Source organism: Mesorhizobium sp. M0410 (assembly GCF_040321435.1).
Taxonomy (GTDB): domain Bacteria; phylum Pseudomonadota; class Alphaproteobacteria; order Rhizobiales; family Rhizobiaceae; genus Mesorhizobium.
The window spans coordinates 234,377-259,297 of record NZ_JAMYRN010000007.1 but is presented as its reverse complement, the minus strand read 5'-3'; the positions used below and the strand labels follow the sequence as shown (position 1 = coordinate 259,297).

Here is a 24,921-nt window from a genome sequence, read left to right as displayed (position 1 = left end):
ACGAATCCCTTTACGAGCGCTTTCCAGGGGATCGATTGCCGAAAGATTTCCGTCTCGGCCACACTTGTTGCATAATCGCCACAATGCGTTGCATACATCCGACGCAATCACTGGCTCTAGACGGCGACATGGCCCTGCACGCACCGACACTGAGCAAATCGCTTTTCAGCAATACGGGCGCGCGAGACGGTCGCCGGCTGCTTGCGCTGCCGGGCGTGATCGCCATTGCCGGTGCGCTGGTGACGGCAGCGATCTCCTTCGCCATTCTGGTCGGCGCGACGCCGATCACACCCGACGCGAGGACGACGCTGGCGCTGATTGCACTTAATGCGGCGTTCGTCCTGTTTCTGATCTTGCTGGTCGGCCGCGAGGTGCACCGCATCCTGATGGCACGACGACATGGCAAGGCTGCGTCGCGCCTGCATGTGCGCATAGTAGCGATGTTTGCCCTGGTCGCCGCCATCCCCGCGATCATGGTGGCGATCATCGCGTCGATCACGCTCGACATCGGCCTCGACCGCTGGTTCGAGATCCGCACCAAGACGATCGTCAATTCGTCGTTGTCGATCGCTGACGCCTATGTGCAGGAAAACGCGCGAAATCTTCAGGGCACGACGTTGTCGATGGCTTACGACCTCGACGCTTCGCGCACGCTTTACGGCCTCGATCGTACCGGTTTCCTCGACCTCATGAACAAGGAGGCGGTGGGTCGCTCGCTGGCGCACGCAGCACTCATCAAGCCCGATGGTTCCTTCGTCATGAGCGCCAAGACCGACGCGGACTTTGCCATGCCAGAGCCGCCTGAGGGCGCCGTGGCAAGCGCTGCAGACGGCAAGCCGGTGCTGATAGAACCGCGCACCCGTAACATCATGGGTGCCATCGTCAAGCTGCGCGAGATCGACGGCCTCTATCTTTACACCATCCGCCTCGTCGATCCCGAGGTGATCAAGGCGCGGCAGATCGTCAAATCCAACACAGCCGAATATCGCGGTCTCGAAGACAATCGCCGCACCTCGCAAGTGGCTTTCGCGCTTCCCTATTTGTCGCTGACGCTGATCATTATCCTGTCCGCCATCTGGACCGGCATTGCGGTGGCCGACCGCCTGGTGCGGCCGATTCGTCAGCTCATCGGCGCCGCCGACGAGGTCGCTACCGGCAATCTCGACGTAGCCGTGCCTGTCCGCCCCTCCGACGGTGACGTCGCCTCGCTCGGCGACACCTTCAACAAGATGCTGATGGAGCTGAAATCGCAGCGCAACGAGATCCTGTCGGCCAAGGATTTGATCGACGAGCGGCGGCGCTTTTCGGAGGCGGTGCTTGCCGGCGTCACCGCCGGGGTCATCGGCGTCGATCCATATGGCATCGTCACCATCGTCAACCGTTCGGCCGAAACGATGCTGGCCATATCCGCTCCGGCAGCGCTTGGGCAGAACCTTTCCGCGGTGCTGCCGCATGTCGGCCGCGTTTTCGAGATCGGCCGCAAATCGGGCAAGCCGGTCTATCGCGAACAGGTCACCTTCTATCGTGCCGGCACCGAACGGACCTTCAACGTGCAGATCACTATTGAAGCCGGCGACGACGGTTCGGAGGATTCGGAGGATAAGTCCTACGTCGTGACAGTCGACGACATTACCGATCTGGTCCAGGCACAGCGTTCCTCTGCATGGGCCGACGTGGCGCGGCGCATCGCCCACGAGATCAAGAACCCGCTGACGCCGATCCAGCTTTCGGCCGAGCGCATCAAGCGCCGTTACGGCAAGGTCATCACCGAGGACCGTGAGGTTTTCGATCAATGCACCGACACCATCATCCGGCAAGTGGAGGACATCGGCCGCATGGTCGACGAGTTCTCGGCGTTCGCCCGCATGCCGAAACCGGAAATGAAGGCAATCGATCTGCGCGATTCGTTGCGCGAGGCCTCGTTCCTGGTCGAAGTAAGCCGCGCCGACATCACCTTCGAGCGCGTCTTCGGCAATGAGCCGCTCAAAGGCACGTTCGACAGCCGCCTGATGGCGCAGGCGTTCGGCAACGTCATCAAGAATGCTGCCGAAGCCATCGACGGACTTGATGCAGAGGATCGTCCGCACGGCATAATCCGGATTCAAGCCGGGCGTCAGAATGGCGCGATTCGAATCGACGTCATCGACAACGGCAGGGGCTTGCCGCGCGAAAACCGGCAGCGCTTGCTCGAGCCTTACATGACGACACGCGAGAAAGGCACCGGGCTTGGCCTCGCTATCGTCAAGAAGATCGTGGAGGACCATGGCGGGCGACTCGAATTGCACGATGCACCAGCGGACTTCCACGATGGGCGGGGTGCAATGATCAGCATCATCCTGCCGGTTGCCGCCACAGTTCCGATACGCGGCGAGGGCAAGACAGAACACGAAAAAGAAACTGAAAAGGTCGGTAATGGCGTCTGATATTCTCATCGTCGATGACGAGGAAGACATCCGCGAACTCGTCGCCGGTATCCTGAGCGACGAAGGTCACGAAACACGCACGGCGTTTGACGCCGACAGCGCGCTGGCGGCGGTCGCCGACCGAGCACCCCGGCTGATCTTCCTCGACATCTGGCTGCAGGGCTCGCGGCTCGATGGCCTCGCTCTGCTGGACGAGATCAAGACGATGCACCCGAACCTGCCGGTGGTGATGATCTCGGGCCACGGCAATATCGAAACGGCGGTCTCGGCCATCCGCCGCGGCGCCTATGATTTTATTGAAAAGCCGTTCAAGGCCGACAGGCTGATCCTTATTGCCGAACGGGCGCTTGAAACGTCCAAATTGAGACGCGAGGTTTCGGATCTCAAGTTGCGCAGCGGCGAGACTTTCGACCTCATCGGCATGTCGTCCGCAATGAGCCAATTGCGCCAGACCATCGAGCGCGTCGCGCCGACCAACAGCCGCGTCATGATTATCGGCCCCTCCGGCTCGGGCAAGGAACTGGCGGCGCGCGCCATCCACGCATTGTCGGCGCGCAAGAGTTCACCTTTTGTGACGCTGAGCGCCGCCAACATCACGCCTGAGCGTATGGAGATCGAGCTGTTCGGCACCGAATCGAACGGCGTCGAACGCAAGGTCGGCGCGCTGGAGGAAGCCCATCGCGGCATTCTCTACATCGATGAAGTGGCCGACATGCCGCGCGAGACGCAAAACAAGATCCTGCGCGTGCTGGTCGAACAGCAGTTCGAGCGGGTAGGGGGCACCAAGCGGGTCAAGGTCGACGTGCGCATCATCTCGTCGACCTCGCAGAACCTCGAAGCCATGATCGCCGACGGCCGTTTCCGTGAGGACCTTTATCATCGCCTGGCCGTGGTTCCGGTCATGGTGCCGGGACTGGCCGAGCGTCGCGAGGACATTCCTTATCTGGTCGACAATTTCATGAAGCAGATCGCTCGCCAGGCCGGCATCAAGCCGCGTCGCATCGGCGACGACGCGCTGGCGGTGCTGCAGGCGCACAACTGGCCGGGCAACGTTCGGCAGTTGCGAAACAATGTTGAGCGTCTGATGATCCTGGCGCGTGGCGACGATGTCGATGCGCCGATCACCGCCGACCTCTTGCCTGCCGAGATCGGCGACGTCATGCCGCGCACTCCAAACAAGTCCGATCAGCACATAATGGCGCTGCCGCTGCGTGAAGCACGCGAACAATTCGAAAAGGATTATCTGATCGCCCAGATCAACCGTTTTGGCGGCAACATCTCGAAGACGGCAGAGTTTATCGGCATGGAACGCTCTGCATTGCACCGCAAGCTGAAGTCGCTGGGCGTCTGACAGCCAAACCAGTCGTGGCCCACGCAATTATCGGTTACTGCGGTCCTTGGAATCGCATAAGAAAGCTGGGACTTCTTCCAGGGATTTGCCATGCCGCGCATTGCCTATGTTAACGGGCGCTATGTCGCTCACGCCGAAGCTTCGGTGCATATCGAAGACCGTGGCTATCAATTCGCCGATGGCGTCTACGAGGTCTGCGAGGTGGCACGAGGCTTCATCGTCGACATGCCGCGCCATCTCGCTCGATTGAACCGCTCACTTACCGAACTCTCGATCGATTGGCCGATCACGCGCGGCGTGCTGCCGCTCGTCATGCGTGAGGTGGTGCGCCGCAACCATGTCGTCGACGGTCTGATCTACGTCCAGGTGACACGCGGCGTCGCCAGCCGCGAGTTTTTCTTCCCGCCGGCGGGCACGAAGCCGTCACTGGTGGTGATCGCCAAAAAAGCCGATCCTGCAGTTGCCGCGAAGCGGGCCGAGAGCGGGATCCGGGTCATCACGGTGCCGGAGAACCGATGGGATCGGGTCGATATCAAGTCGGTCGGCCTGCTGCCGAACGTGCTGGCCAAGCAGAAAGCCAAGGAAGCCGGCGCTCAGGAGGCCTGGTTCGTTGATGTTGACGGTACCGTCAAGGAAGGTGGATCGTCGAACGCGTGGATCATCACCAGGGACGGCGTGCTGGTGACACGGCCCGCCGAGCACGGCATCCTGCGCGGCATCACCCGCACGACACTGTTCGATGTCGCCGCCAAGCTTGGCCTGAAGATTGAGGAGCGCGGCTTTTCGGTTGCCGAAGCCAAGGCCGCGCGCGAGGTTTTCATCAGTTCTGCAACCACGATTGCCATGCCGGTGGTGGCGATCGATGGCGCTCCCGTCGCCAACGGCCACCCGGGCTCGATAACAGTTTCATTACGGCAGGCCTTTTTTGACGTTGCGGAAAAAAGTCCAGCCTGATAACCGCACAGATGGAATGAACATCAATATATCTCGTTCTGCTTGTCGTTACTGACGGCAAGATGGTGTTTGCGTGCTTGACATGTGCCGGCTAATTTGGCGCATTGGCCTGCAAACCGAAGGGGATCGGCGAAAGACAAGAACAATGGCGGAACGATCGCAAAATCTTCAGGACCTGTTCCTGAATTCAGTTCGCAAGAGCAAAAACCCACTCACCATCTTTCTCATCAACGGCGTGAAGCTGACCGGCGTGGTCACTTCGTTCGATAATTTCTGCGTTCTGCTGCGTCGCGACGGCCATTCCCAGCTTGTCTACAAGCACGCTATTTCCACGATCATGCCGAGCCAGCCGGTTCAGATGTTCGATGGTGAGGAAAGCCAGGGCGCCTGATTGGCACGTGAGAAAGACGCGGACCGCAGCGTTCGCGGAAAACCAGCACATCAGACCGGGACAGAGGCGAACGGTCCGACCCGGGCGGTCGTCATCGTGCCGGTGCTTACCCGGCAGCCGCGTGGCGACGACGATACCAATCGTCCGCGCCTGACCCGTTCCGCCGAGGCCCGTCGCGACGAGGCGGTCGGCCTCGCCAGCGCCATCGACCTTGACCTGGTCCACACGGCGGTGGTGACCGTCAACGATCCACGTCCGGCGACCCTGCTCGGCAGCGGCAAGGTCGCGGAGTTCGCCGAGATCGTCAAAGAGGGCCACGCGGAAGTGGTTATTGTCGATCATCCGCTGACCCCGGTACAGCAGCGCAACCTCGAAAAAGAGTTGAACGCCAAGGTGCTCGACCGCACCGGGCTGATCCTGGAGATTTTCGGCGAGCGCGCCCGCACCAAAGAAGGCACGCTGCAGGTCGACCTTGCCCATCTCAACTACCAGAAGGGCCGGCTTGTCCGAAGCTGGACCCACCTCGAGCGCCAGCGCGGCGGCGCCGGCTTTCTCGGCGGTCCTGGCGAGACCCAGATCGAGTCGGATCGGCGTGTGCTGCAGGACAAGATCACCAAGCTGAAGCACGAGCTCGAAACCGTGCGCCGCACCCGCGACCTGCACCGCGCCAAGCGCAAGAAGGTGCCATTTCCGGTGGTGGCGATCGTCGGCTACACCAATGCCGGCAAGTCGACGCTGTTCAACCGGCTAACCGGAGCAGGGGTGTTGGCCGAAGACATGCTGTTTGCCACGCTCGACCCGACGCTGCGCCGCGTGCGCCTGCCGCACGGTACGCCGATCATCCTTTCCGATACGGTCGGCTTCATTTCCGACCTGCCAACGCATCTGGTCGCGGCCTTCAGGGCGACGCTGGAGGAAGTGGTCGAGGCAGACCTCGTCATTCATCTGCGCGACATCTCCGATCCCGATACGGCCGCGCAGGCCGGAGATGTCGAGCGCATCCTTGCCGATCTCGGCGTCGATGCCCGCGATAGCAAGCGAGTCATCGAAGTATGGAACAAGATCGACCGGCTCGACGAGGGCAACCGGGCGCGGCTGCTTGCTGATGGTGCTGACGGCAAGAAGGCACCGCCAATCGCCATATCGGCGGTGACCGGCGAGGGCATCGATGCGCTGAAGGCGATCATCGAGACGATGATGTCGGGCGAACTGGAGACGTTCACCGTCACGCTCAAGCCCGACCAACTCGCCGTCGTCGACTGGCTTTACCGCAACGGCGACATCGTCTTGCGTGATGACAATGAGGATGGCAGCGTGACCATCGCGCTCAAGGCCACGCACAGCGCCCGGCAGGAGATCGAAAGCCGATTGCGCCGTCAAAACAACGGGTAGGGACCTTTACTTCGCACTTTTTGCTTGCTGCCAGAGCGCTTCCATCTCGTCCAGCGTCGCCTCTTCGAGGCTGTTTCCCGACGCTTGCAGCGTCCGCTCGACATAGTGGAAGCGCGACCGGAATTTTTCGTTGGTGCCGCTGAGTGCCGCTTCGGAATCAATTCTGAGGTGCCGGCCGAGATTGACGACCGCAAACAGCATGTCGCCGAACTCATCCTTGATCGGCGCGCTGTCGCCTTTGGCCAGCGCTTCGCGCAATTCGCCGATCTCCTCCTCTATCTTTTCGAGGATCGGTGCCGCCTCGCTCCAGTCGAAGTCGACGCGGGCGGCCTTTTCCTGCAGCTTGAGCGCCCGGGTCAGCGCGGGCAGCGCGACCGGCACGCTGTCGAGAAAGCCCTTGCCATGGTCTTCCGGGTCGAGCCCACGGGTGAGGCGCGCACTGCGCTTCACCGCCTTTTCCTCTGCCTTGATCTTTTCCCACATGCCCTTGGCCATGCCGGCGCTGCGCGCCTTGTCGTCGCCGAAGACATGGGGGTGGCGGCGGATCATTTTTGTGGTGATGGCCTGGACCACATCGCCGAATGAAAATTCGCCGGCCTCCTCGGCCATTTGCGCGTGGTAGACCACTTGCAGCAGGAGATCGCCGAGCTCATCCCGCAGATCGTCGAGGTCGCCGCGCGCAATGGCGTCCGCCACTTCGTAGGCTTCCTCGATCGTGTATGGCGCGATTGTCGAAAAGTCCTGCTCGATATCCCACGGGCAACCGGTTTCCGGCGCCCGCAGCGCTGCCATGATCTCGATCAGCCGGGAAATATCTTTCGAGGGTTTCATCTGGGAAACGCTATCCTGTACACGGCTGTGCGGCCAACGGCTTCAGCCGGTGAGGGCGCCTTGTCCACAGATGGGTCGCCAGACCATGATACGAAAGTGGAAGCCGGTTTCCGGAAGATCCTAGTTAGCAAAAGCATCAGTCGAGCACGGAGACGATCGCCTTGGCGAGCGCATCCATGCCGTCCTCGGGCAGCCCGGCAACGTTGATGCGGCTGTCGCCGACCATGTAGATGCCATGCTCGGCGCGCAGCCGCTCGACTTGGTCTTCCGACAGGCCGAGCCGGGAAAACATGCCGCGATGGCTGGCGACGAAATCGAAACGGTCGGAGTTGGACTGCCGCCGCAGCGCCTCGGCGAACTGGACGCGCAGCCGCAGCATGCGCAGCCGCATCTCTTCAAGCTCTGCCTCCCAATCGGAACGCAATGCGGAGTCTTCGAGCACGATGCGCACCGCCGCCGCGCCGTGGTCCGGCGGCATCGAATACATGGCACGTGCCGCCGACAGCATCTGGCCCATCGCCAAATCCGCCTGCGCGCCGTCTTTCGCCATGATCAGCGCTGCACCGACTCGGTCGCGATAGACGGCAAAGTTCTTCGAGCAGCTCGAGGCAACGACCATTTCCGGAACTTTTGCCGCCAGAAGGCGCAAGCCGGCGGCATCCGCATCAAGCCCGTCGCCAAAGCCCTGATAGGCGATGTCGACAAAAGGCAGCAGACCACGCTCAACGACAAGATCGGCAATGGCAGCCCATTGCGGGATGTCTAGATTGGCGCCCGTCGGGTTATGGCAACAGCCATGCAACAATACGACGTCGCCAGGATTCGCGGTTCTCAATGCATTCAGCATGTCGTCGAAGCGAACCGCACCAGAAGCAGCGTCGAAATAGGGATATTCGCGTGTCTGCAGGCCAGCGGCGCGCATGACCGGCGTGTGGTTCGGCCATGTCGGATCCGACAGCCAGACCATCGCGTCGGTGCGGGTCCTTTTCAGCAGCTCTGCCACCAGCCGCAGCGCGCCGGAGCCGCCAGGCGCCTGTGCCGCACAAATGCGTGTCATGTCGGCGGCTGGGCCGAACACCAACCTGGCCAGCGCCGCGTTGAAGGCGGTATCCCCGGCGAGGCCGAGATAGGTCTTGGTATCCTGGCCCTGCAGCAACCGCTTTTCGGCTTCGCGCACCGCGCGCATCACCGGCGTCTTGCCGTCGCGATCCTTATAGACGCCGACCCCGAGATCGACCTTGTCGGGACGCGGGTCGGCGCGATAGAGGCCGATCAAGGCCAGGATCTTGTCGGCAGGCGCGGGCTGGAGATTTTCGAACATCGATAAGTTTCCGTTGGCGGCGGAGTGATACGCAAACCGGCCGTGCTTTGCCAGCAGTTTCATATGCGCCAACGCGGCGTCGGTTTGCCTCGAGGGCGGCCGATACTATCTGCCGGGCGAGGGCAGGCGCGATATCTCCCAGAGAGAGCGCGGCGAGCCGAAAAATTCGGGCGAGCGGGATTAAAATTCCGACCTGCTCCGTAAACAGGACATGAAACGGCCGATGCCACGCTTCGACATTCTGGGACAGCTCGGTTCACTGCGCCGCTATGCACGCTCGCTGACACGCGACAGCGCCGATGCAGAGGATCTGGTGCATGATGCGCTGGTGCGTGCCTATGAGCGACGCGGCAGCTTCCGCTCCGGCGGAAACCTTCGCGTATGGCTGCTGTCGATCGTCCACAACGCGTTCATCGACGGCTTGCGATCCCGCAAATCCGAAGCAATGCGCATCGAACAGGCCGGCTATCTCGCCGAGGCCAGCGTCCAGGCTGCGCAGGAACATTCGGTCCGTCTGGCACAGGTGCGCGACGCTTTTTTCACATTGCCGGAAGAGCAACGTTGCGCGCTGCATCTCGTCGCCATCGAGGGGCTCAGCTACAGCGAGGCGGCCGAGGTTAGCGGCGTGCCGCTTGGCACGCTGATGTCGCGCATCGGCAGGGCACGTGCGGCACTCCGCGAGATGGAGGACGCGGCACCGGCACGGGCGAAAGGCCATCTGAAGATCGTCGGAGGTCGATAATGAACCAACTGCGCGATCCCGTGACCGACACCGATCTCGACGCCTATGTCGACGATCAGCTGGACGTGGCACGCCGCATCGAGGTCGAGGCGTTCCTTTCGGCCCGCCCGGACGCGGCCGCGGGGGTGATGTCCGACCTGCGGATGCGTGACGAATTGCGCGTGGCGCTTGCCGGATCGAAAGGCATGGCGCGGCCCTCGACGGCCGAGGCCGCACGGCGGCTGGAGCGGGGATTGGCGCGCGGCCGCGTCCTTGGTGCTTTGCAGCGAGCGGCGGCAGTCGCTGTCTTCGTCGCTGCCGGCTGGCTTGCGAACGGGCTCATCGGACCGATATCGGTGACGGAAGTCGTCGCTTCGACCCATCCGCCCGCCTATGTGGAGGACGCGGTCCGGGCGCACCGCACGACGCTCGTGCGCGAGGCGATGTCGTCGCAACCCGAAGCGCCCGGCTACAATGCCGACGAAGTTCGCGCCGCGACGGCGATCATTATGCCATCGCTGCCAGCGGACTGGACGGTCCGCGACGTGCAGATCTACCCATCGCAGTTCGGCCCGAGCGTCGAGATGGCTGTCGAGACGAAAGAGATGGGGCTGGTCTCGTTGTTCGCAATCAGGCCCGGGACATTCGACGTCGTCAAGCCGACTGTCGTTCCCTCGGGCGACGTTTCCTCAGCTTATTTCCAGATCGGCGAGGTCGCCTACGCGGTCGTCGCACGTAGCGACATCCAAGGCATAGATCTCACGGCCGAAGCGCTCGCCAAGACGCTTTACTGATCGACCTTCAAGAAGGAGAACCACATGAACAATCTCGGATATATCGGGGCCGGAGCCCGAGCCGGAGCCGTCTACGACGAAGGCCTGCGCCGGCACATGCTGCGCGTCTACAACTACATGGGCCTTGGCCTCGTCGTTACGGGCGTGATCGCGTTCGTGGTGGCTTCCACACCCGCGCTTTACGTGCCGATCTTCTCCACACCGCTGAAATGGGTGGTTATGCTGGCACCACTGGCTTTTGTGCTCTTGTTCTCCTTCCGGATGCAGACGATGTCGGCGGCCGGCGCCCAGGCGATGTTCTGGGCATTCTGCGCGGTCATGGGGCTGTCGCTGGCTTCCGTGTTCCTGGTCTTTACCGGCACCAGCATCGCACGCACCTTCTTCATCGCCGCCACCATGTTCGGCGCGACCAGCCTTTACGGGTACACGACCAAACGCGACCTGACGCAGTTCTCGTCGTTCCTGATCATGGGCCTGATCGGCGTGGTGATCGCCAGCATCGTCAATATCTTCCTGGGCTCGACCGCGCTCCAGTTCGCGATCTCGGTGATCGGCATCGCCGTCTTCATCGGCCTCACCGCCTGGGATACCCAGACTATCAAAGAGCAGTATGCGGAAAACTTCGGTGCGGAATCACAGCAGAAGCTCGCTGTCTTCGGTGCATTCTCGCTCTATCTGAACTTCATCAACATCTTCCAACTGCTGTTGAACTTCACCGGCGAGCGCGAATAGCCGGCGTCGGACCACGACCGGAGGCGGATATCATGGACAGAAACGATCAACAGGCGATCGGACGCCTCTTCGAGAAGTTGGCAAATGTCGAGCGCCAGGCGTCGCCGCGCGATGCGGAAGCAGAGCGCTTCATCCAGGATCAGATCGGCCAGCAGCCTGGCGCGCCATATTACATGGCCCAGACGATCGTGGTTCAGGAGCAGGCCTTGAACGCAGCTCAGGCGCGCATCGAAGAACTGGAAGAGCAGGCGCAGCAGCCCGCCGGCGGTGGACCGCTCAGCAGCTTCTTCGGCCGCAGCGGCGGCAGGCGCTCGGGCTCGGTTCCGCGGGTAGGGCGCGCCGCCTCCGTTGCAACTGAAGGGCCGCAGGACACGCCACAGCGGGCAGGCGGCGGTTTTCTTGCTGGCGCTGCGCAGACCGCGATGGGCGTGGCCGGCGGAGTGCTGCTCGGCAACGCGATCGCCGGCATGTTTGGCGGCAGCGAAGCGAAGGCAGCTGAACAGCCGACGCCGCAGCCGGACGAAGCCGATCAGGCAGGCGATGCCAGCTCCGACAATGGCGGTGACTTCGGTGATATGGAGTTCTGACGAGCGACCCAGACTGTGCCTGTGCCGGCGCTGGTGACGATTGCGGGCCAGCATAGGCGAGATGGCGAGGGCAGCATCCGGGAAGCGAGCCCTCGCCGGCGGCTAATAACCCAGGCGCTTCAGTTCAGTCTTGACCGCTGCGATCGTCTTGAAGCGGAAGTGCTTCGTTGTGCCGTCGCGCCAATGGCAGTCGCATGTGGCGTCGAACTTCCGGCTCGCTTTCAATTGAGTCAGCGCCTTCTGGCCTGGCTTGGGGCCATCGAAGATGCGAACTTCGTAGAGCGTCCCTTCGACATCGTAGTGCATCTGAGCCCAGGAAAGTATCACGATCAGTTCCTTTGCCGGGTCGTGGTCGGCGTTGGCGAGGCCGAGCGCTATGTCCGGCGTGTCGCCCTCTTGTTCACCGATCGTGACCTGGATTGTGCGATATCTGTTGTCAGCTAGCCGTTGCAGCGCGACGAGCGGGCGTTCCGGATAGTCCTCAGCGGTCTGGTAATCGACGAAGAGTGTCTGGAGGCCGCTCCAGCTCACGGCTGTGGTGTGCGGATCAGCATTGTCGGCGAACCCGACAACACGTTTGGCGAAAGCCAGGTCGTTCTCGCCTGGCGCACGATCAAAGTCCTGCGCTCGCGCGCCAGTGAGCACGCAGGCGAGGGTGAGGACGAAACTTGTGAAGAGCCCAAGTCGCTTCATGATTCGCAACCCTAGCATGCCGGTTGAGAATCTTCGCGCCTGGCCGGCAGCCGATGAAATCTTGTCTGGCCATCATGCGTGAGGAAGCCGGCTTTCAAACTTGACGGACGATGGTGCCGATTACATTGACGAGAAGGCGCGCGGCGGTCATCGCCGACAGGCCGTCAATGTCGGCGGGAGGATAGAGCTCGACAAGGTCGAATCCTGCGATCTTGGCCCGCCTGCCGAGGCCCGCGATCAGGTCGATCACTTGCGTATAGGTGAGGCCGCCGGGTGTACGCGCAGCTACGCCAGGCATGATACCGGGATCGAGGCCATCGCAGTCGAGCGTGATGACGATCCGCGCTCCTTCCGGAATGTATCGGAGAGCGGCTTCGACGCCCTGGGCGTGAACCTCGCGGGCGGTCACGAAACGGCTGCCATAGCGCCGCGCAGCTTCGATTTCGGTGATGCGTGCGCTACCGACGCCACGGATGCCGACCTGCACGATGCCGGCAACATGCTGCATCTCGCTCGCCCGGCGCATCGGGTTCGAATAGCCGTATCGTTCGCCATGCAACTCGTCGCGCCAGTCGATATGGGCGTCGATCTGCAGGATCCAGACCGGGCCGTGATCCGCAAATCCGGCGAGGAAGGGAATGGGCACGGAGTCGTCGCCGCCGAGCAGGATCGGCACGGCCGGCAATGCCAGGACCTCGCGCGTCTTCGCCTCGATCTTGGCCCGGTTGCCGGCATTGTCATGCATGGTGGTCGGGATGTTGCCGGTATCGATGCAGCAGATCGGCCTGCCGTCGAACAGCGGGCCACCAAGATCGAAATCCCAGTGCTCGATGAGCGTGGCATCGACCCGGCTTGCAGCGCGGATGGCGTCGGCTGCCAAGGCATAGCCATGACTGTCCTCGCTGGGATACGTGCTGCCGTGACCGGCTCCGAAGATCACCGCACGAGGCATGCGGCCATCGGCGAGGTGATCGGGAAAGCCGAGAAAGTGGGTCATTTGCTGGTTGTAATGCTGCGGTTCGTCAGACGCACGACAAATGTCGCATCTCTAATTTGCTCAACCGTCGCATTCCTAAAATGGCTGCTACAAGCTTCAGTCGCATAAGATAGGTTATGCACGAAAGGAGTGAAGATATAGCGAACCTTGTTGTAGTATTTCCGGGTTAAACGAACGTTAAGCCCGGAAAACGAAGATCGCCGTGATTTGCGATCGATTGTCAACAGGGAGCAACCCCTATTGACCCTTTTTTTCGAGGGCCGCCGCGATCCTTTGGAGGGAGGCGGCAATGCTGGAAATCCATGACATCACGGCGATCACCGCGAACAGCGGTAGCAGGTAAGACAGCAGCAGCAAGAAGCTTACGCCGAGGGGTTCCATCAGGAGCACCACGGCACGAATTTACGCGGCCCCCCACCGTTTTTTCCCTTTGCAGTATTGTCGCGCGGTCGCGCTTTGCAGACGGCATTTAGGTTGCGCGCACTGGAGTGACGGGCGGAGCCCGGCGCAGATGCCGCAGCGGAGGGGGCAAGCCCCCTCGCACCCCCGGCTAGGGGGGCTGCGCCCCCCTGTACCCCCGCAAGAGCAAGAGGAGAGGTGGGGAGTTTTTTTGTCTCGCCAAGTTTCTCTCTCCTTACGGATGATCGGGGCCGAGGGGCCAAGGGCGAGATTTTGAGCCGCGAGAGATTGCGCTTGCCACTTTCGTTCAGCGCTAAGAACCCAGCCGCTACGCGTCTGTCATGCTCCGCATGCAACCTCTCAACGCGAGCGCTACGCTGGATAGCAGCGGTGTCCGGCATGACCTGTTGTCTAAGCGGCTTGGGAGGGAAGAATTCAGGCCCGAGGCCGAGCTTCATTTGGTTACGCCGCGCCCCGAACGCAACGCGTCTTGAGGGCGGGCGAGGTAGGGAGCGTCGCGCAGTATCCCGCCTAGGGCGATCCTGCCGTTGCTCACGGCGCTCCCGTTTTTTCCGATTTTCGTATGCCATACCAAGTCCCCCTGTGGGTTGAGATAGAACCATAACCGGCCGGCTATGGTGTCGGAGTAATAGCAGTTGTGCGACTCCGAGAATAGTGGCGGAGAACCGCCTGGAGGAGGGGCCGAAGGCTTAGCGCCACGGCGTATAGGCTTGAACTGGAGAGGCTCAGTAAGGACCGTATTCCGGTCAATGAATTCCTCGACCAGATCGGAGTGAGGCCAGCGATCATTGCCATGTATCGAGGCCCAAGCGTCGATGAACGACGAGAGGAACGTAATACCGGCTGCACTATGTTTGGACAGGTAGAACCTTTCGGGCAGGCCGGTTTTTGAGTTCAGCACGTCAGGGAACCAGTAGAACATTTCGCGGGGCGCGATCCCTTGTTGTGCGTAATCGTATGCGAGTTTTTGGAAGTAAGGCACGCCGATAGCCGGCAGTTTAGATAAGACGAATTTGGCTTGCTTACTTTCGTCAGCGCCAGCGTCTTTATAGAGATACTTCACGCAATACCGCATAGATGCATTGGAGGCTATTTCCCACTGTGAAAAACCATGTGGCCAATGCTTCTCATTGACACGCTCATCCATTGGCATTTCTGGAGGCGTGTCTTGATAGAATAAGATCAGATGCCAGTGACAACGGCCCTTCTTAGAGCCGTATTCACCTACTGCGAAATACCTGAATTTGTGTCCGCTCTTGCGAAGACGTTTCAGGTATTTTTGCACATCTGAATAAGTCAGGACCTCAGACCTTTCGGTTAGACCACCGCCATAGGTAAGGGTCACGAAGCGTGACGCCACAGAAGTCCGACTTTCAGCAATGCAGCGGCCGACCCAATCCTGTGCACGGACCGACATGCATTGCATACATTTACGACACCCAACGACTACACCGTCTGGCAGATTGCGGGGGCTACTGCACATAGGGACGGGTCTCGTTAGAGGTGTCAGTAATTGCACTATACGACGAGAGGTGTGCGGGGGCCGGCGCGCGCGAATAAATCGCGCGACGCCGGAGTTCAAGAGGCTTGAACATAAAATAACTCATGGACTTAGCTCCAAACACGGTTGACCGGTTACCAGTAACGCGTTACTGGTATTGACCGTTACTAATAACGGGGTACAGGAGGACTCAATGGCCAACTATGAAGAGGAAGTTAATTTCGTATCCTCGCAGTCTCCAAAGGAGAGGCAGCGGACCTTCAAAAAGAAGATGTACGATGCCGGATACGTCCAAGTCACAGTATGGGTTCACGCTTCACAAGCCGCCGATATTAAGACACTGGCGGATCGGCTAAAGGCCGACAGAGATTTGACAGTCGGCCCGATCCGCAACGAGGCGACGGGCCGACTGCAGAAGCTAAGACGTTAGGCCGACGAGACGACGCCAGCCCCTGATTTCCCAATGGGCTGGGTCCCAGAACTTCCAGTCGCCGCCCCAGTCGATTTTCATCTGATTGCGGGCGGCAACGTCTTTACCGATATGGCCGATGACGGACCATTCTCGCTTAGTGAGCGACCACGCCTTACGCGAGTGAACGATATCGACGGCACAACCAAAGTTGTGGGGGCTTTCGCCGGCTTGCGCCTTGCTGTGCCCGGTCGCATACGCCTCGTCTTGAGCGTGGCTGTCGCGCACGAAGCAGTGCGCGAACATAGGGACGCCGAGCGCCCGTAGTTGCCTCTGAAAGGCATCGTGAAAGGTGACAATTTCCGCCCTGGCACCTTCGGTCGGGGCGCGCAGCTGTTGTGCTGCATAGCGTTCGGACATCATGAACGCGCGATCGCGCAGACCCTGTAGAACAGTTTCGTGTTCGGCCGAGGCCTCACGAGCCGGAAGCATGCCGGTTTCCCCGGCGAGCATTTTAAGGTTCATTGGAGGTTCCACCCCGCGTTTGCGATAAAGGGAGAGTGCGACAAGCGAGGCCCGGGCGCGAACGCCCGAGCCTCCTTTTTCATCCGCCGTAATGGTCACTGCCGCCACGACCCTGCGAGTTAAGCCGCGCCGAGGTCTGGAGCGCCGTCAGACGCTGGCGGAGCAGTGCCGGACCCGCCCCCGGTGTCGGGCTGCGGGAGGCCCCCAGAAAGCCCGTCAGGAGCGGGCGAGGTGCCCCCGCCCCCTGCCGCTTTTTGTAGTTTTTCACGTTGCGTAGCCGGTCGCTGATGTAGACCGTCTTCGCTGTTAAGGTTCGTGCCATCGTGCAGCCCTTTCGTTATGCCGGCCATGCGGCGTTCCATTTCCTGTTCCATGACAGCCATCCGGGCTTCCATGTTCTGGTTCATCATGAAGTGCATATATTCCACCTCAGGATTGCGGGCGCGCCGGTGCGCGATTTTGGTAAAGCTTTCCGGATCGCCATCGACGTGGATGAAGTCGAATTCAGGCGACGAGAACAGCAGATGACCGTCCTTTGCGAAGTTCGGCACAAGCCGCATTTCGTCAGCCACGAGCAGTTCAATCGTGGAGTTGCCGGCCGGGGTGAGACAGAGGAATTCCTCGTTGACCACGCCGTCTTCATCGGCGCGCTCGACGAACCAGAGGCAGTAGTCCGAAGCGCGCAGATCGAGGCGAACGGTGCGCACCTTGCGCCCGTCCAGCTTGATGTAATCGCCCGACTTGACCGCCGACCAGCGGCTTAGATCGCCCATACGAAGGATAGTTGCAGACATTGTTTTGACCTTTCAAAAGAGGGAGGGGAGGGGATCAGACGCCGGTAAGGCGCGTCTGATCGACCTTGGCGAGGACCTTGGCGTAATCGTCGTTCGCCTCGATGAGAGGCGTTCCGAAGACGGTGTTTCCCTCGATGAGGAAATCGCCTTGCGTCATGCACTCGAACGGGTCTTGGTTGGTGACGACAAAGACCTTGGTGTTCATGTTCGTGCACAGGTAGAAGTCCACGCCGAGCGTCGGGTTGACGGTTTCCACCGCCCAGAGGCGCTGGCGGTCTTCATCGAACGGCGCAGCCGGGTCAGGGTTGTAGAACTTGCCGCCAATGCGCGGTTGCTGGACGTTCCAGCGATAGTTCAGAGGCGCATAGCCGAAGGTTCCGGCAGGCGTGGCGTGGGCAGTGTCGATATAGCGGTTTGGCACCGCCTCGACCTTCTCCGGATCGAGGGTATCCCTCAAATAGTGAGGGAACGCGCCGCCAGTGTGAGCGTTCGTGCCCGCGACAACCGGATAGTGATACATCGGGTCAGCCTGTCTTTCGAACAGCTGCTCCGGTGTGATTTCCGCCACCACCATGACGATACCGCCCGGCGCAATGCGCGGCGTTTGTATAGCCATGTCGATCATGGTCGCGCCGTTGACGACGCTTTCAGTGAGGTTCGCGGCGTCCGAGGCATAGCGCTTGCTCATGCCGAAAACGGTCGTGCTCTCACCGAGCAACATCGGCTGGCGCATGGCCTGCTCAGGGATGGTGAGACCATCCATCAACATGTTGATCAGGTAATTGTCGTCCAGTTCGCTGTACTGGGTCCGAAGCTGCGCAAAGGCCGCAGTCTTCTTTGCCATTTCGATGTTCGACAGCGACACGGTGATACCGTTGGTCGCCAGTTCGGCGAAGATCGCCGGAAGGACCGTGCCAGAGATAGCGCCAGCAAGCTTGGCACCGAGGAGCGCTTCCTGTGCGACGACGCCACCAGCACCGCCCGTCCAGCTTGCGCCGGTACTATCGCGGAAGGTGGCAGTAGAGGCAGTCGGAGTGCCCTTGATGCCGAGGCCCGAGACCGGCAGTTTCGTGTTGACCACGTTAAGCGGCACCTGACCATCGATCAAGGCTTGGTCGAAGTCGGGCACGATGTGTTTGAACTGTTCGTGCCGCCAGAAGGCCGGAGCCAACGACTTGTCGGTTAGCGCCCGGATAGCGAGATCGGGTGAGCGATTTTTGGCCCTGAAATTCCAGATTTCATTGTAGGCCTCATGATAGGCGGTCGTGACAGTATCGCCGGTCTTAGCATGAAGACCGAGATAGACCTTGATATCGTCCGAGGTAACAGCGTTGAAGGTTTCACGCTGGACGAACGGTTGAACCGGGCCGCCAGCATATTGTTCCGTGCCGTCATAGGCGCGGTTTACTGCATCGACACTGTCGAAGCGAGTAAACGCGGACCATGGGACGAGATAGGCTTTCACCGATACATAGACGGCGTTCATGAGGATTTCGGCCGTTTCCATCATTTCGAACGTGAAGCGTAGCCGACCGGATTTTACCGCGTCCTCGCGGAGCAGAGGAACAGCGGCGATGGGGACCATCTTACCGGCGGGCAGGGAAGTGATGCCGCGAGCGGTGTGAACCCGCATCGAGCGGTTGACCATGATGGGAGTGGTCAAGGTACGGTTCATCCGCAGGAGATCGCCCGAGCCGGGCGCCAGTTCAGCGGATTGATTGCGAGTAGCCATTTTTACGACCTTTCAGAGAGCGCATGACGCGCGTTGATTTTTTGGAGATTGCTCGGAGCGTCCGAGCGACGGCCTTGCGCCGCCGAGTACAAGCGGCGCAGGGCATCACCAGCTACCCGACATGCCGGACGAGCGGGCGAGGGGAGGGAGGACATACGCCTGTCCGCCCGGTTGATTGCCGGATGCAGGAGGGACCATCCATGGATTGCCACGCGACCACGCGTTGCGGATGGCCCGACGACCGTCCGAGAAGACGGTATCCGCCCCCGGCCAGTAACGCCGGATATTGGCGTCCATATCAGCGCCAACATTCACGAGGGCGCCGACCCACCCGCCCGGGTCAGAGTACCGGGCTTCCCATGCATCAGCGTCCGCAAAGGTCGGATCGATGATGGCACGACCGGGGAGAGGGTTGGTTGCCGATACCTTGCCAGCTGGCAAAGCGCCGGGCACGGAGCTACCAGAGACACCGGCAGTTCCCGGCCTACGAAGGACCGGACCGGAGGGCGTAGAGAGCGTCCGCATGTGACTGCCGGTTTCAGCATTGAGGTTGCTGATTTGCGCCTCGACAAGGCGCGACTGTTGATCACGCGCCGCATCGGCGTATGGGTCAAAGTTTGTGAGCCAAGAGCCAGCGGCAGAGAGACCGGCAGCCAGAGGATTGCCGGGGGTAGTTGTCCTAGTGAAGCCCGCCGCGCCGCCATTGCGAATGGCGGTAAGAGGGTTGAAGCCGGCTTTTTCAGCCGACCTAACCATTGCTTCGTAATCAACCGTAGAGGTGGTGGTCTGATCGCCCCCACCCATGATAGCGCCTGCAATAGAGGCGATACCGCCCAAGAGCGCCCCAATGAATTTAGGACGCCTCCCGATTGTCGATGCCGACGAGGGAGAGGGCTTTTCCGGTGATTACATCGCAACCAACCAGAACGACAGCCAGCACACCATTTGCGAACTGGTCTGCCAGAGTACCATCAAGGCCTTTCGCCATGAGGTAGGCAGCAAGCGCGGTCCCAGCGCGCGAGGCGAGCGGGACGACGAAGCTGCGGAGTAGGACATTTTTCAAAGCTCCAATTCCTTTCGGTTTTGGTTCGCTTTAGCTCGCTTCGTGAATTAGTCGCATAAGATAGGTTATGGAACTGAAATGGCGGATAAGAATGTGGCGTGGAAGTGGCACCAGCGAGCCGCTGGGCCGGCTTTAGAGCGAGAATTGGTTTCACGCACCTTGCGAGACCCCACTCAGAAACCCAACCGTAAAAACTCGATCCTTCACGCTGATTCGTAAGGGATTTCGATCGTCATGCCATCATAAGCAGGCTCGACGTTGGCCGGCGTCTCGGCCATTACCGTTGCGTAGTCGAGTGGCACATGCATATGCGTCAGCACCGCGTTCTTCGGCGCCAGTCTTTCGATCCAGCCAAGCGCCTGGCCAAGCGACAGATGGCTCGGATGGACGGTGTATTGCAGCGCGTCGATGACCAGCACGTCCAACCCGCGCAAGCGCTCGGCGGTCGCGTCCGGAAAGTCGCTGACATCAGGGCAATAAGCCAGCCCGCCGATGCGGAAACCCAGCGAGGTGATGTCGCCATGAAGCTGCACCAGCGGTTCGAGGGTGAGGGCGCCGCCCTCGCCCTCGATCACCACCGGCCTGTCGTGGTCGATGATATGGGCGTTCACGATCGGCGGATACGAACTGCCTTTCGGTGTTTCGAAACAGTAGCGGAACGCCTCGCGTAAGCGCAGCATGGTGGCCTGATCGGCATGGATGTCGATCCGGTGGCGCTGCTCCAGTACGAAGCCGCGCAAATCGTCGATGCCGTGGATATGGTCGGCATGCGGATGTGTATAGACCACCGCATCGATGCGCCTGACCGATGCCAGCAGCATCTGCTCGCGGAAATCCGGGCCGGTGTCGATGACGACCGTGGTCCGGACGCCATTCGCCGCGATCCGCTCGACGAGCGCTGCGGTGCGCGTGCGCCGGTTTCGGGGGTTCGCGGGATCGCAACTGCCCCAGTCGCCGGTGATGCGTGGCGTGCCCGGCGATGAGCCGCAGCCGAGGACGGTAAGACGTAACCGGTCGCTCATGCGTCAGGCGCCCGGCGCGCTCGGGCGCGGCATTTTCCTGAACAGCCGGAAGAAATTATCCGTGGTGATATCAGCGATCTCGGCCTCGCTGAAGCCGATCGTCTCGGCCAGCACCTTGGCTGTATGCGCGACATAGGCGGGCTCATTGCGCTTGCCGCGAAACGGGATCGGCGCAAGGTATGGCGCGTCGGTTTCGACCAGCAGACGGTCGCGCGGCACATCGGCGGCGACGGCGCGCAGCTCGGCGGAGTTCTTGAAGGTCAGGATACCGGAAAACGAAACGTAGCCGCCGAGCGCGACACCGATCTCGGCTAGCCTGCGCCCAGACGAAAAACAGTGCAGGATGAAGGGGAAGGCGCCCTTCCCTGTTTCTTCTTCGAGGATGTCAGCCATGTCGTCGTCGGCGTCGCGCGAATGGATGACCAGCGGCAGACCGGTCACGCGCGCCGCGGCGATGTGGGTGCGAAAGCCCTGAGCCTGTGCGTCGCGCGGCGCATGATCGTAGAAATAGTCGAGCCCGGCCTCGCCGATCGCCACCACTTTGCGATGAGCAGAGAGCCGCACCAGATCATCGACAGCGACGTCAAGCTCTTCCGCCGCATTGTGCGGATGGGTGCCCACCGAGCAATAGACCTCATCGAAAGTCTCTGCAATCTCAAGCACTTGGCTAAATCGCTTCACCCTCGTCGAGATCGTCACCATACGGCCGACGCCGGCCGCGAGGGCGCGGGCGACGATGGTCGCCCGCTCTTCGGCGAAATCCGGAAAGTCGAGATGGCAGTGACTGTCGACCAGCATCAGGCGCTTGTATCCGTTTGCTCGACATAGCGTGGAAATACTGGTTCCGGCGCCGGCAGCGCCGTACCGGACACCAGCGCATGACGTTCGGCGACATGCGCGAAGTCGCGGCTGTCCGCCGGCACTGCCAAAAGATCGAGCAGCTTTGCCGCCGAGCCTGGAATGAAGGGCTGGCACAGCAATCCGACACGCCGGATCACCTCTGCCGTCGTCCACAGCACCGTTTCCATGCGTGCCGGATCGGTCTTCTTCAGCGCCCATGGCTCCTGCCCAGCGAAATAGCGGTTGGCTTCGGCCACCACGCCAAAGATCGCCGCCAGCGCCAAATGGATGCCCTGGTCGGCCATCGTCCTGCGCGCCGTGACAAGGGCAGCATCTGCCTGATCGAGGATCGCCTTGTCGGCGTCGCTCAATTCGCCACGCTTCGGCACCACGCCGCCGCAGTTCTTGCCGATCATCGACAGCGAGCGCTGCGCCAGATTGCCAAGATCGTTGGCAAGGTCGGCATTGGTGCGGTTGACGATCGCATCATGGCTGTAGCTACCGTCCTGACCGAACGGCACTTCGCGCAGGAAGAAATAGCGCACCTGGTCGAGACCGTAGTGCTCGATCATGGCGAACGGGTCGATGACGTTGCCGACCGACTTCGACATTTTCTCGCCGCGGTTGAACAAAAAACCATGCGCGAACACGCGCTTCGGCAATTCGATGCCAGCCGACATCAGGAAAGCCGGCCAGTAGACCGCGTGAAAGCGCACGATATCCTTGCCGATGACATGAACGTTTGCAGGCCAGAAAGACCATCTCTCGCTGGCCGGATCCGGATAACCGGCAGCGGTGATGTAGTTGGTCAGTGCATCGACCCAGACATACATCACATGCTTGTCGTCGCCCGGGACCGGCACGCCCCAGTTAAACGTGGTGCGCGAGATGGACAGATCCCTGAGGCCGGATTTGACGAAGCTGACGATTTCATTGCGCCGCTCCGCTGGCCCGACGAATTCGGGGCTGTTCTCGTATAGTGCGAGCAGCCTGTCCTGATAGGCGGAAAGCCGAAAGAAGTAGCTTTCTTCTTCGGTCCATTCGACAGGCGAGCCGAGCGGTTCGCGGCGCACGCCGTCGTCGCCGACCTTGGTTTCGGCCTCATCGAAATAGGCTTCCTGCCGAACCGAATACCAGCCGCTGTAGCGGTCGAGGTAAATGTCGCCATTCTCAGCCATGCGTGTCCAGATCGCCTGGCAAGCCTTGTAGTGCCGCTCCTCGGTAGTTCGGATAAAAACGTCGTTCGAGCAGCCGGTCGCTTCGAGCATCGAACGGAAGATCGCCGAATTGCGATCGGCAAGCGCCTTCGGCGTCAGGCCTTCGGCGTCCGCCGTCTGCTGCATCTTCAAGCCGTGCTCGTCGGTCCCCGAGACGAAGAAGACGTCCTTGCCGTCGAGCCGCTGGAAGCGGGCAAGCGTGTCGCTGGCGATCACATTGTAGGCATGGCCGATATGCGGCTTTCCGTTCGGATAGAAGATCGGCGTCGTGACGTAGTATTTTTCGCGTGACATGGATGAGCCGTCATGAATGTCTGAATGAAAGATGTCGCGGTGAGATATCGCATCGAAACGGCAATTGCCATCCGACGCCAATGTGGTGGCTTCGAAGTTCCTGCGATTGATTGGGATCAATGCTCAGGGGCTTCAAAGCCACGCCAGCGGCCGTCACATTCGCATTGCAGAATTCAGGCGGTCGATCATGGTCAGGGCGTGCTGCTTTTTGTCGAGATTGTAGGTCTCGGTTTCAGATATAGCGTTCAAAGCCTCGTGCCAAGTATCCGACAGCGTTTTGGCCCGCGCGAGATCGCCGGCGAGCGCGGCCTGGCTGGCGCCGGCCGACAGCAGGTCGAGCGCGCGGCGATTGAATATCTCGAACGGGATTGCCTGGTCGCGGCCGGCGACCGCCTCGGCAAGACGGTAGGCGCCTGCGACATCTATCTTTTTGGACATCACCAGGGCATCGAGGGTCGCGGCGATTTCAAGCCCGCCATACTGCGTCAACAGGATCGCGTTGCGCGCGCTGCCCCCTGCCCGCTCCGCCAGCGCCGCGCGCGCCGCAGGATCCTCCGGTGGCGGCGGCTCGATGCCCTCCAGAACCGCCATCAAGCTCTTGGCATCGAGCGGGGCTAATCGCACCATCTGGCAGCGCGACCGGATCGTCGGCAGCAAACTGCCCGGCGCATGGACGATGAGGATGAACAAGGTGCGCGCGGGTGGCTCTTCAAGATTCTTCAGCAAAGCATTGGCAGCATTGGTGTTCATGTCGTCGGCGGGATCGACGATAACCACCCGGTAGCTGCCGTCGTGCGAGGTCAGTGACAGAAAGCGGCTGACCTTACGGATTTCGTCGACCGTGACCACTGTCTTGAAGCTCTTGGTCTTGTCATTCGCGGGGCGTGTAAGATGCAGAACCGAAGGATGTGCCCCGGTGGCGATCTGGCGAAACAGCGACGAAGCCGGATCTGGAACGGCAAGGCTTTCCAGCGCCTGCTCGAAGGCCGGGTGCTTCAACAGATGATGCGCCAGATGAAAGGCCAGCGTCGCCTTGCCTATGCCCACCGGTCCGGCAAAGATCAGTGCGTGCGGCAGCTTTCCCGAGCGGTAAGCGGTGGCGAGCATGTTGGCTGCCTGCGGGTGACCGACAAGACGCGGCGTCTCGGATGGCTCGGGCACCCCGTCCAGCGTATCGTGCTGTTCCGGCGCGATGCGTTCGAAAATCATGCCGGCGCCGCCTGCCTTCTTTGCGCCGGCATCATCCTCTCGAGAGCCGCGAAGACGATGGCGGTAAAGATATCCTCCACGGTGTCGGGGTCGGCTGACGCATCGACGACGACGCAGCGTTCGGGTTCAGCTGCGGCGATCGCGAGAAACGCCTCGCGCCGGCGTTGGTGGATGGCCAATCTTTCCTTCTCGAAGCGGTCCGGTCCGTCACTGCTCCCCCGCCGGGCGGTAGCGCGCCTCAGGCCCTCGGCGGGGTCGATATCGAAGATCAGCGTCATGTCCGGCACCATGCCGTTGATGGCGACCTTCTCCAACGCGTCCATGAATGCCGGGTCGAGGCCGCCGGTGACGCCCTGGTAGACGCGCGAAGAATCCATGAAACGATCGCAAAGCACGACCGAACCGCGCTCGACCGCCGGCCGGATGACCTGTTCGACATGGTCGGATCGCGCAGCGGCGAAAAGCAACGCTTCCATCTTGGGGCCGAACGGCTCGGCTGCGCCTGAAAGCAGGACATGCCTGACCGCCTCCGCCCCCGGCGAGCCACCCGGCTCACGCGTCACCAGCACATCGTATTTCTTGGCGCGCATCTTCTTTGCCAGCCGCTCGATCTGCGTCGACTTGCCTGCTCCTTCGCCGCCTTCAAAAGTGATGAAAAATCCGCGCGCCAAAGCCTTTGTCCATACTTCGGGGACCGTATAGTCCCGG

At 61.1% G+C, this 24,921-nt stretch carries 25 protein-coding genes; 11 read left to right on the top strand and 14 right to left on the bottom strand.

All coding sequences use genetic code 11. From position 1 onward, the window contains the following. The first annotated feature begins 128 nt into the window (after positions 1-128). The 5 genes from NKI63_RS12815 to hflX all read left to right on the top strand — a co-directional run bounded on the left by NKI63_RS12815 (position 129) and on the right by hflX (position 6,511). Positions 129-2,423: a sensor histidine kinase NtrY-like gene (locus NKI63_RS12815; RefSeq protein ID WP_352689296.1), complete on the top strand. Its 2,295-nt coding sequence runs from the start codon at positions 129-131 to the stop codon at positions 2,421-2,423. Continuing rightward, positions 2,413-3,774, top strand: a complete 1,362-nt coding sequence (gene ntrX, locus NKI63_RS12810) for a nitrogen assimilation response regulator NtrX (protein ID WP_352689297.1) — start codon at positions 2,413-2,415, stop codon at positions 3,772-3,774. The genes NKI63_RS12815 and ntrX overlap by 11 nt, the downstream gene beginning before the upstream one ends. 90 nt (positions 3,775-3,864) lie before the next feature. After that, entirely contained in the window at positions 3,865-4,728 is an 864-nt protein-coding gene (locus NKI63_RS12805) for a D-amino-acid transaminase (protein ID WP_352689299.1), read from the top strand. Between the two features lie 145 nt (positions 4,729-4,873). After that, entirely contained in the window at positions 4,874-5,119 is a 246-nt protein-coding gene (hfq, locus tag NKI63_RS12800; protein ID WP_006202172.1) for an RNA chaperone Hfq, read from the top strand. Further along, on the top strand, positions 5,120-6,511 hold the full coding sequence (hflX, locus tag NKI63_RS12795; protein WP_352689300.1) for a GTPase HflX: 1,392 nt from the start codon (positions 5,120-5,122) through the stop codon (positions 6,509-6,511). It begins immediately after the preceding gene. 6 nt (positions 6,512-6,517) lie between these two features. Here hflX and mazG read toward each other — a convergent pair whose 3' ends face one another. Together mazG and NKI63_RS12785 are read right to left on the bottom strand one after the other, a co-directional pair. Further along, complete coding sequence (mazG, locus tag NKI63_RS12790) at positions 6,518-7,342, bottom strand: nucleoside triphosphate pyrophosphohydrolase (protein WP_352689302.1); 825 nt, start codon at positions 7,340-7,342, stop codon at positions 6,518-6,520. A 136-nt stretch (positions 7,343-7,478) separates the two neighbouring features. Further along, a complete protein-coding gene (locus NKI63_RS12785; protein ID WP_352821718.1) occupies positions 7,479-8,663 on the bottom strand; it encodes an amino acid aminotransferase in 1,185 nt (394 codons plus the stop codon). A gap of 211 nt (positions 8,664-8,874) precedes the next feature. Between NKI63_RS12785 and NKI63_RS12780 the strand changes: the two genes are divergently transcribed. From NKI63_RS12780 to NKI63_RS12765, 4 genes are read left to right on the top strand one after another with little or no spacing between them, the layout of a single operon-like run. Beyond that, a complete protein-coding gene (locus NKI63_RS12780; protein WP_352876799.1) occupies positions 8,875-9,405 on the top strand; it encodes a sigma-70 family RNA polymerase sigma factor in 531 nt (176 codons plus the stop codon). Next, entirely contained in the window at positions 9,405-10,178 is a 774-nt protein-coding gene (locus NKI63_RS12775) for an anti-sigma factor family protein (protein WP_352821715.1), read from the top strand. Before NKI63_RS12780 ends, NKI63_RS12775 begins: the two co-directional genes overlap by 1 nt. 24 nt (positions 10,179-10,202) lie before the next feature. Then, positions 10,203-10,910 carry a Bax inhibitor-1/YccA family protein gene (locus tag NKI63_RS12770; RefSeq protein ID WP_254817208.1) on the top strand — a complete coding sequence of 236 codons (708 nt, stop codon included), beginning with the start codon at positions 10,203-10,205 and terminating at the stop codon, positions 10,908-10,910. A gap of 32 nt (positions 10,911-10,942) precedes the next feature. Next, on the top strand, positions 10,943-11,497 hold the full coding sequence (locus tag NKI63_RS12765) for a DUF2076 domain-containing protein (protein ID WP_352689307.1): 555 nt from the start codon (positions 10,943-10,945) through the stop codon (positions 11,495-11,497). Positions 11,498-11,599: 102 nt separating this feature from the next. On the opposite strand, the gene NKI63_RS12760 is transcribed toward NKI63_RS12765, so the two are convergent. The 4 genes from NKI63_RS12760 to NKI63_RS12745 all read right to left on the bottom strand — a co-directional run bounded on the left by NKI63_RS12760 (position 11,600) and on the right by NKI63_RS12745 (position 14,952). Beyond that, positions 11,600-12,190 (bottom strand): hypothetical protein, encoded by a 591-nt coding sequence (locus NKI63_RS12760; protein ID WP_352689308.1) that lies wholly within the window; start codon positions 12,188-12,190, stop codon positions 11,600-11,602. A 94-nt stretch (positions 12,191-12,284) separates the two neighbouring features. Further along, entirely contained in the window at positions 12,285-13,187 is a 903-nt protein-coding gene (locus tag NKI63_RS12755) for an agmatinase (protein WP_352689309.1), read from the bottom strand. A gap of 237 nt (positions 13,188-13,424) precedes the next feature. Next, the gene (locus NKI63_RS12750; RefSeq protein WP_352821711.1) at positions 13,425-13,568 is read right to left on the bottom strand and encodes a hypothetical protein; all 144 of its coding nucleotides are present in this window, start codon (positions 13,566-13,568) and stop codon (positions 13,425-13,427) included. Positions 13,569-14,040: 472 nt separating this feature from the next. Further along, positions 14,041-14,952: a rolling circle replication-associated protein gene (locus tag NKI63_RS12745; RefSeq protein ID WP_352821708.1), complete on the bottom strand. Its 912-nt coding sequence runs from the start codon at positions 14,950-14,952 to the stop codon at positions 14,041-14,043. 349 nt (positions 14,953-15,301) lie between these two features. Between NKI63_RS12745 and NKI63_RS12740 the strand changes: the two genes are divergently transcribed. Next, complete coding sequence (locus NKI63_RS12740; protein ID WP_352821705.1) at positions 15,302-15,538, top strand: hypothetical protein; 237 nt, start codon at positions 15,302-15,304, stop codon at positions 15,536-15,538. Here the strand turns inward: NKI63_RS12740 and NKI63_RS12735 are convergent. The 3 genes from NKI63_RS12735 to NKI63_RS12725 all read right to left on the bottom strand — a co-directional run bounded on the left by NKI63_RS12735 (position 15,527) and on the right by NKI63_RS12725 (position 18,568). Further along, entirely contained in the window at positions 15,527-16,042 is a 516-nt protein-coding gene (locus NKI63_RS12735) for a M15 family metallopeptidase (RefSeq protein WP_352821703.1), read from the bottom strand. The two genes, NKI63_RS12740 and NKI63_RS12735, sit on opposite strands and share 12 nt — an antisense overlap. Positions 16,043-16,161: 119 nt before the next feature. Next, positions 16,162-16,836, bottom strand: coding sequence for a hypothetical protein (locus tag NKI63_RS12730; RefSeq protein ID WP_352821700.1), 675 nt, complete (start codon positions 16,834-16,836; stop codon positions 16,162-16,164). 34 nt (positions 16,837-16,870) lie between these two features. After that, entirely contained in the window at positions 16,871-18,568 is a 1,698-nt protein-coding gene (locus NKI63_RS12725; protein WP_352821697.1) for a hypothetical protein, read from the bottom strand. 847 nt (positions 18,569-19,415) lie between these two features. On the opposite strand from NKI63_RS12725, the gene NKI63_RS12720 reads away from it, so the two are divergent. Continuing rightward, positions 19,416-19,619 (top strand): hypothetical protein, encoded by a 204-nt coding sequence (locus NKI63_RS12720; RefSeq protein WP_352821694.1) that lies wholly within the window; start codon positions 19,416-19,418, stop codon positions 19,617-19,619. 215 nt (positions 19,620-19,834) lie between these two features. Here NKI63_RS12720 and NKI63_RS12715 read toward each other — a convergent pair whose 3' ends face one another. From NKI63_RS12715 to tmk, 5 genes are all read right to left on the bottom strand, one after another. Continuing rightward, the gene (locus NKI63_RS12715; protein ID WP_352478841.1) at positions 19,835-20,653 is read right to left on the bottom strand and encodes an MBL fold metallo-hydrolase; all 819 of its coding nucleotides are present in this window, start codon (positions 20,651-20,653) and stop codon (positions 19,835-19,837) included. Positions 20,654-20,656: 3 nt separating this feature from the next. Further along, positions 20,657-21,451, bottom strand: coding sequence for a TatD family hydrolase (locus tag NKI63_RS12710; RefSeq protein WP_352689311.1), 795 nt, complete (start codon positions 21,449-21,451; stop codon positions 20,657-20,659). Continuing rightward, positions 21,451-23,037, bottom strand: a complete 1,587-nt coding sequence (gene metG / locus NKI63_RS12705) for a methionine--tRNA ligase (protein WP_352689351.1) — start codon at positions 23,035-23,037, stop codon at positions 21,451-21,453. The genes NKI63_RS12710 and metG overlap by 1 nt, the downstream gene beginning before the upstream one ends. Before the next feature lie 120 nt (positions 23,038-23,157). Next, positions 23,158-24,213 carry a DNA polymerase III subunit delta' gene (locus NKI63_RS12700; protein ID WP_352689312.1) on the bottom strand — a complete coding sequence of 352 codons (1,056 nt, stop codon included), beginning with the start codon at positions 24,211-24,213 and terminating at the stop codon, positions 23,158-23,160. After that, complete coding sequence (gene tmk / locus NKI63_RS12695; protein WP_352689313.1) at positions 24,210-24,884, bottom strand: dTMP kinase; 675 nt, start codon at positions 24,882-24,884, stop codon at positions 24,210-24,212. Before tmk ends, NKI63_RS12700 begins: the two co-directional genes overlap by 4 nt. Positions 24,885-24,921 lie beyond the last annotated feature (37 nt).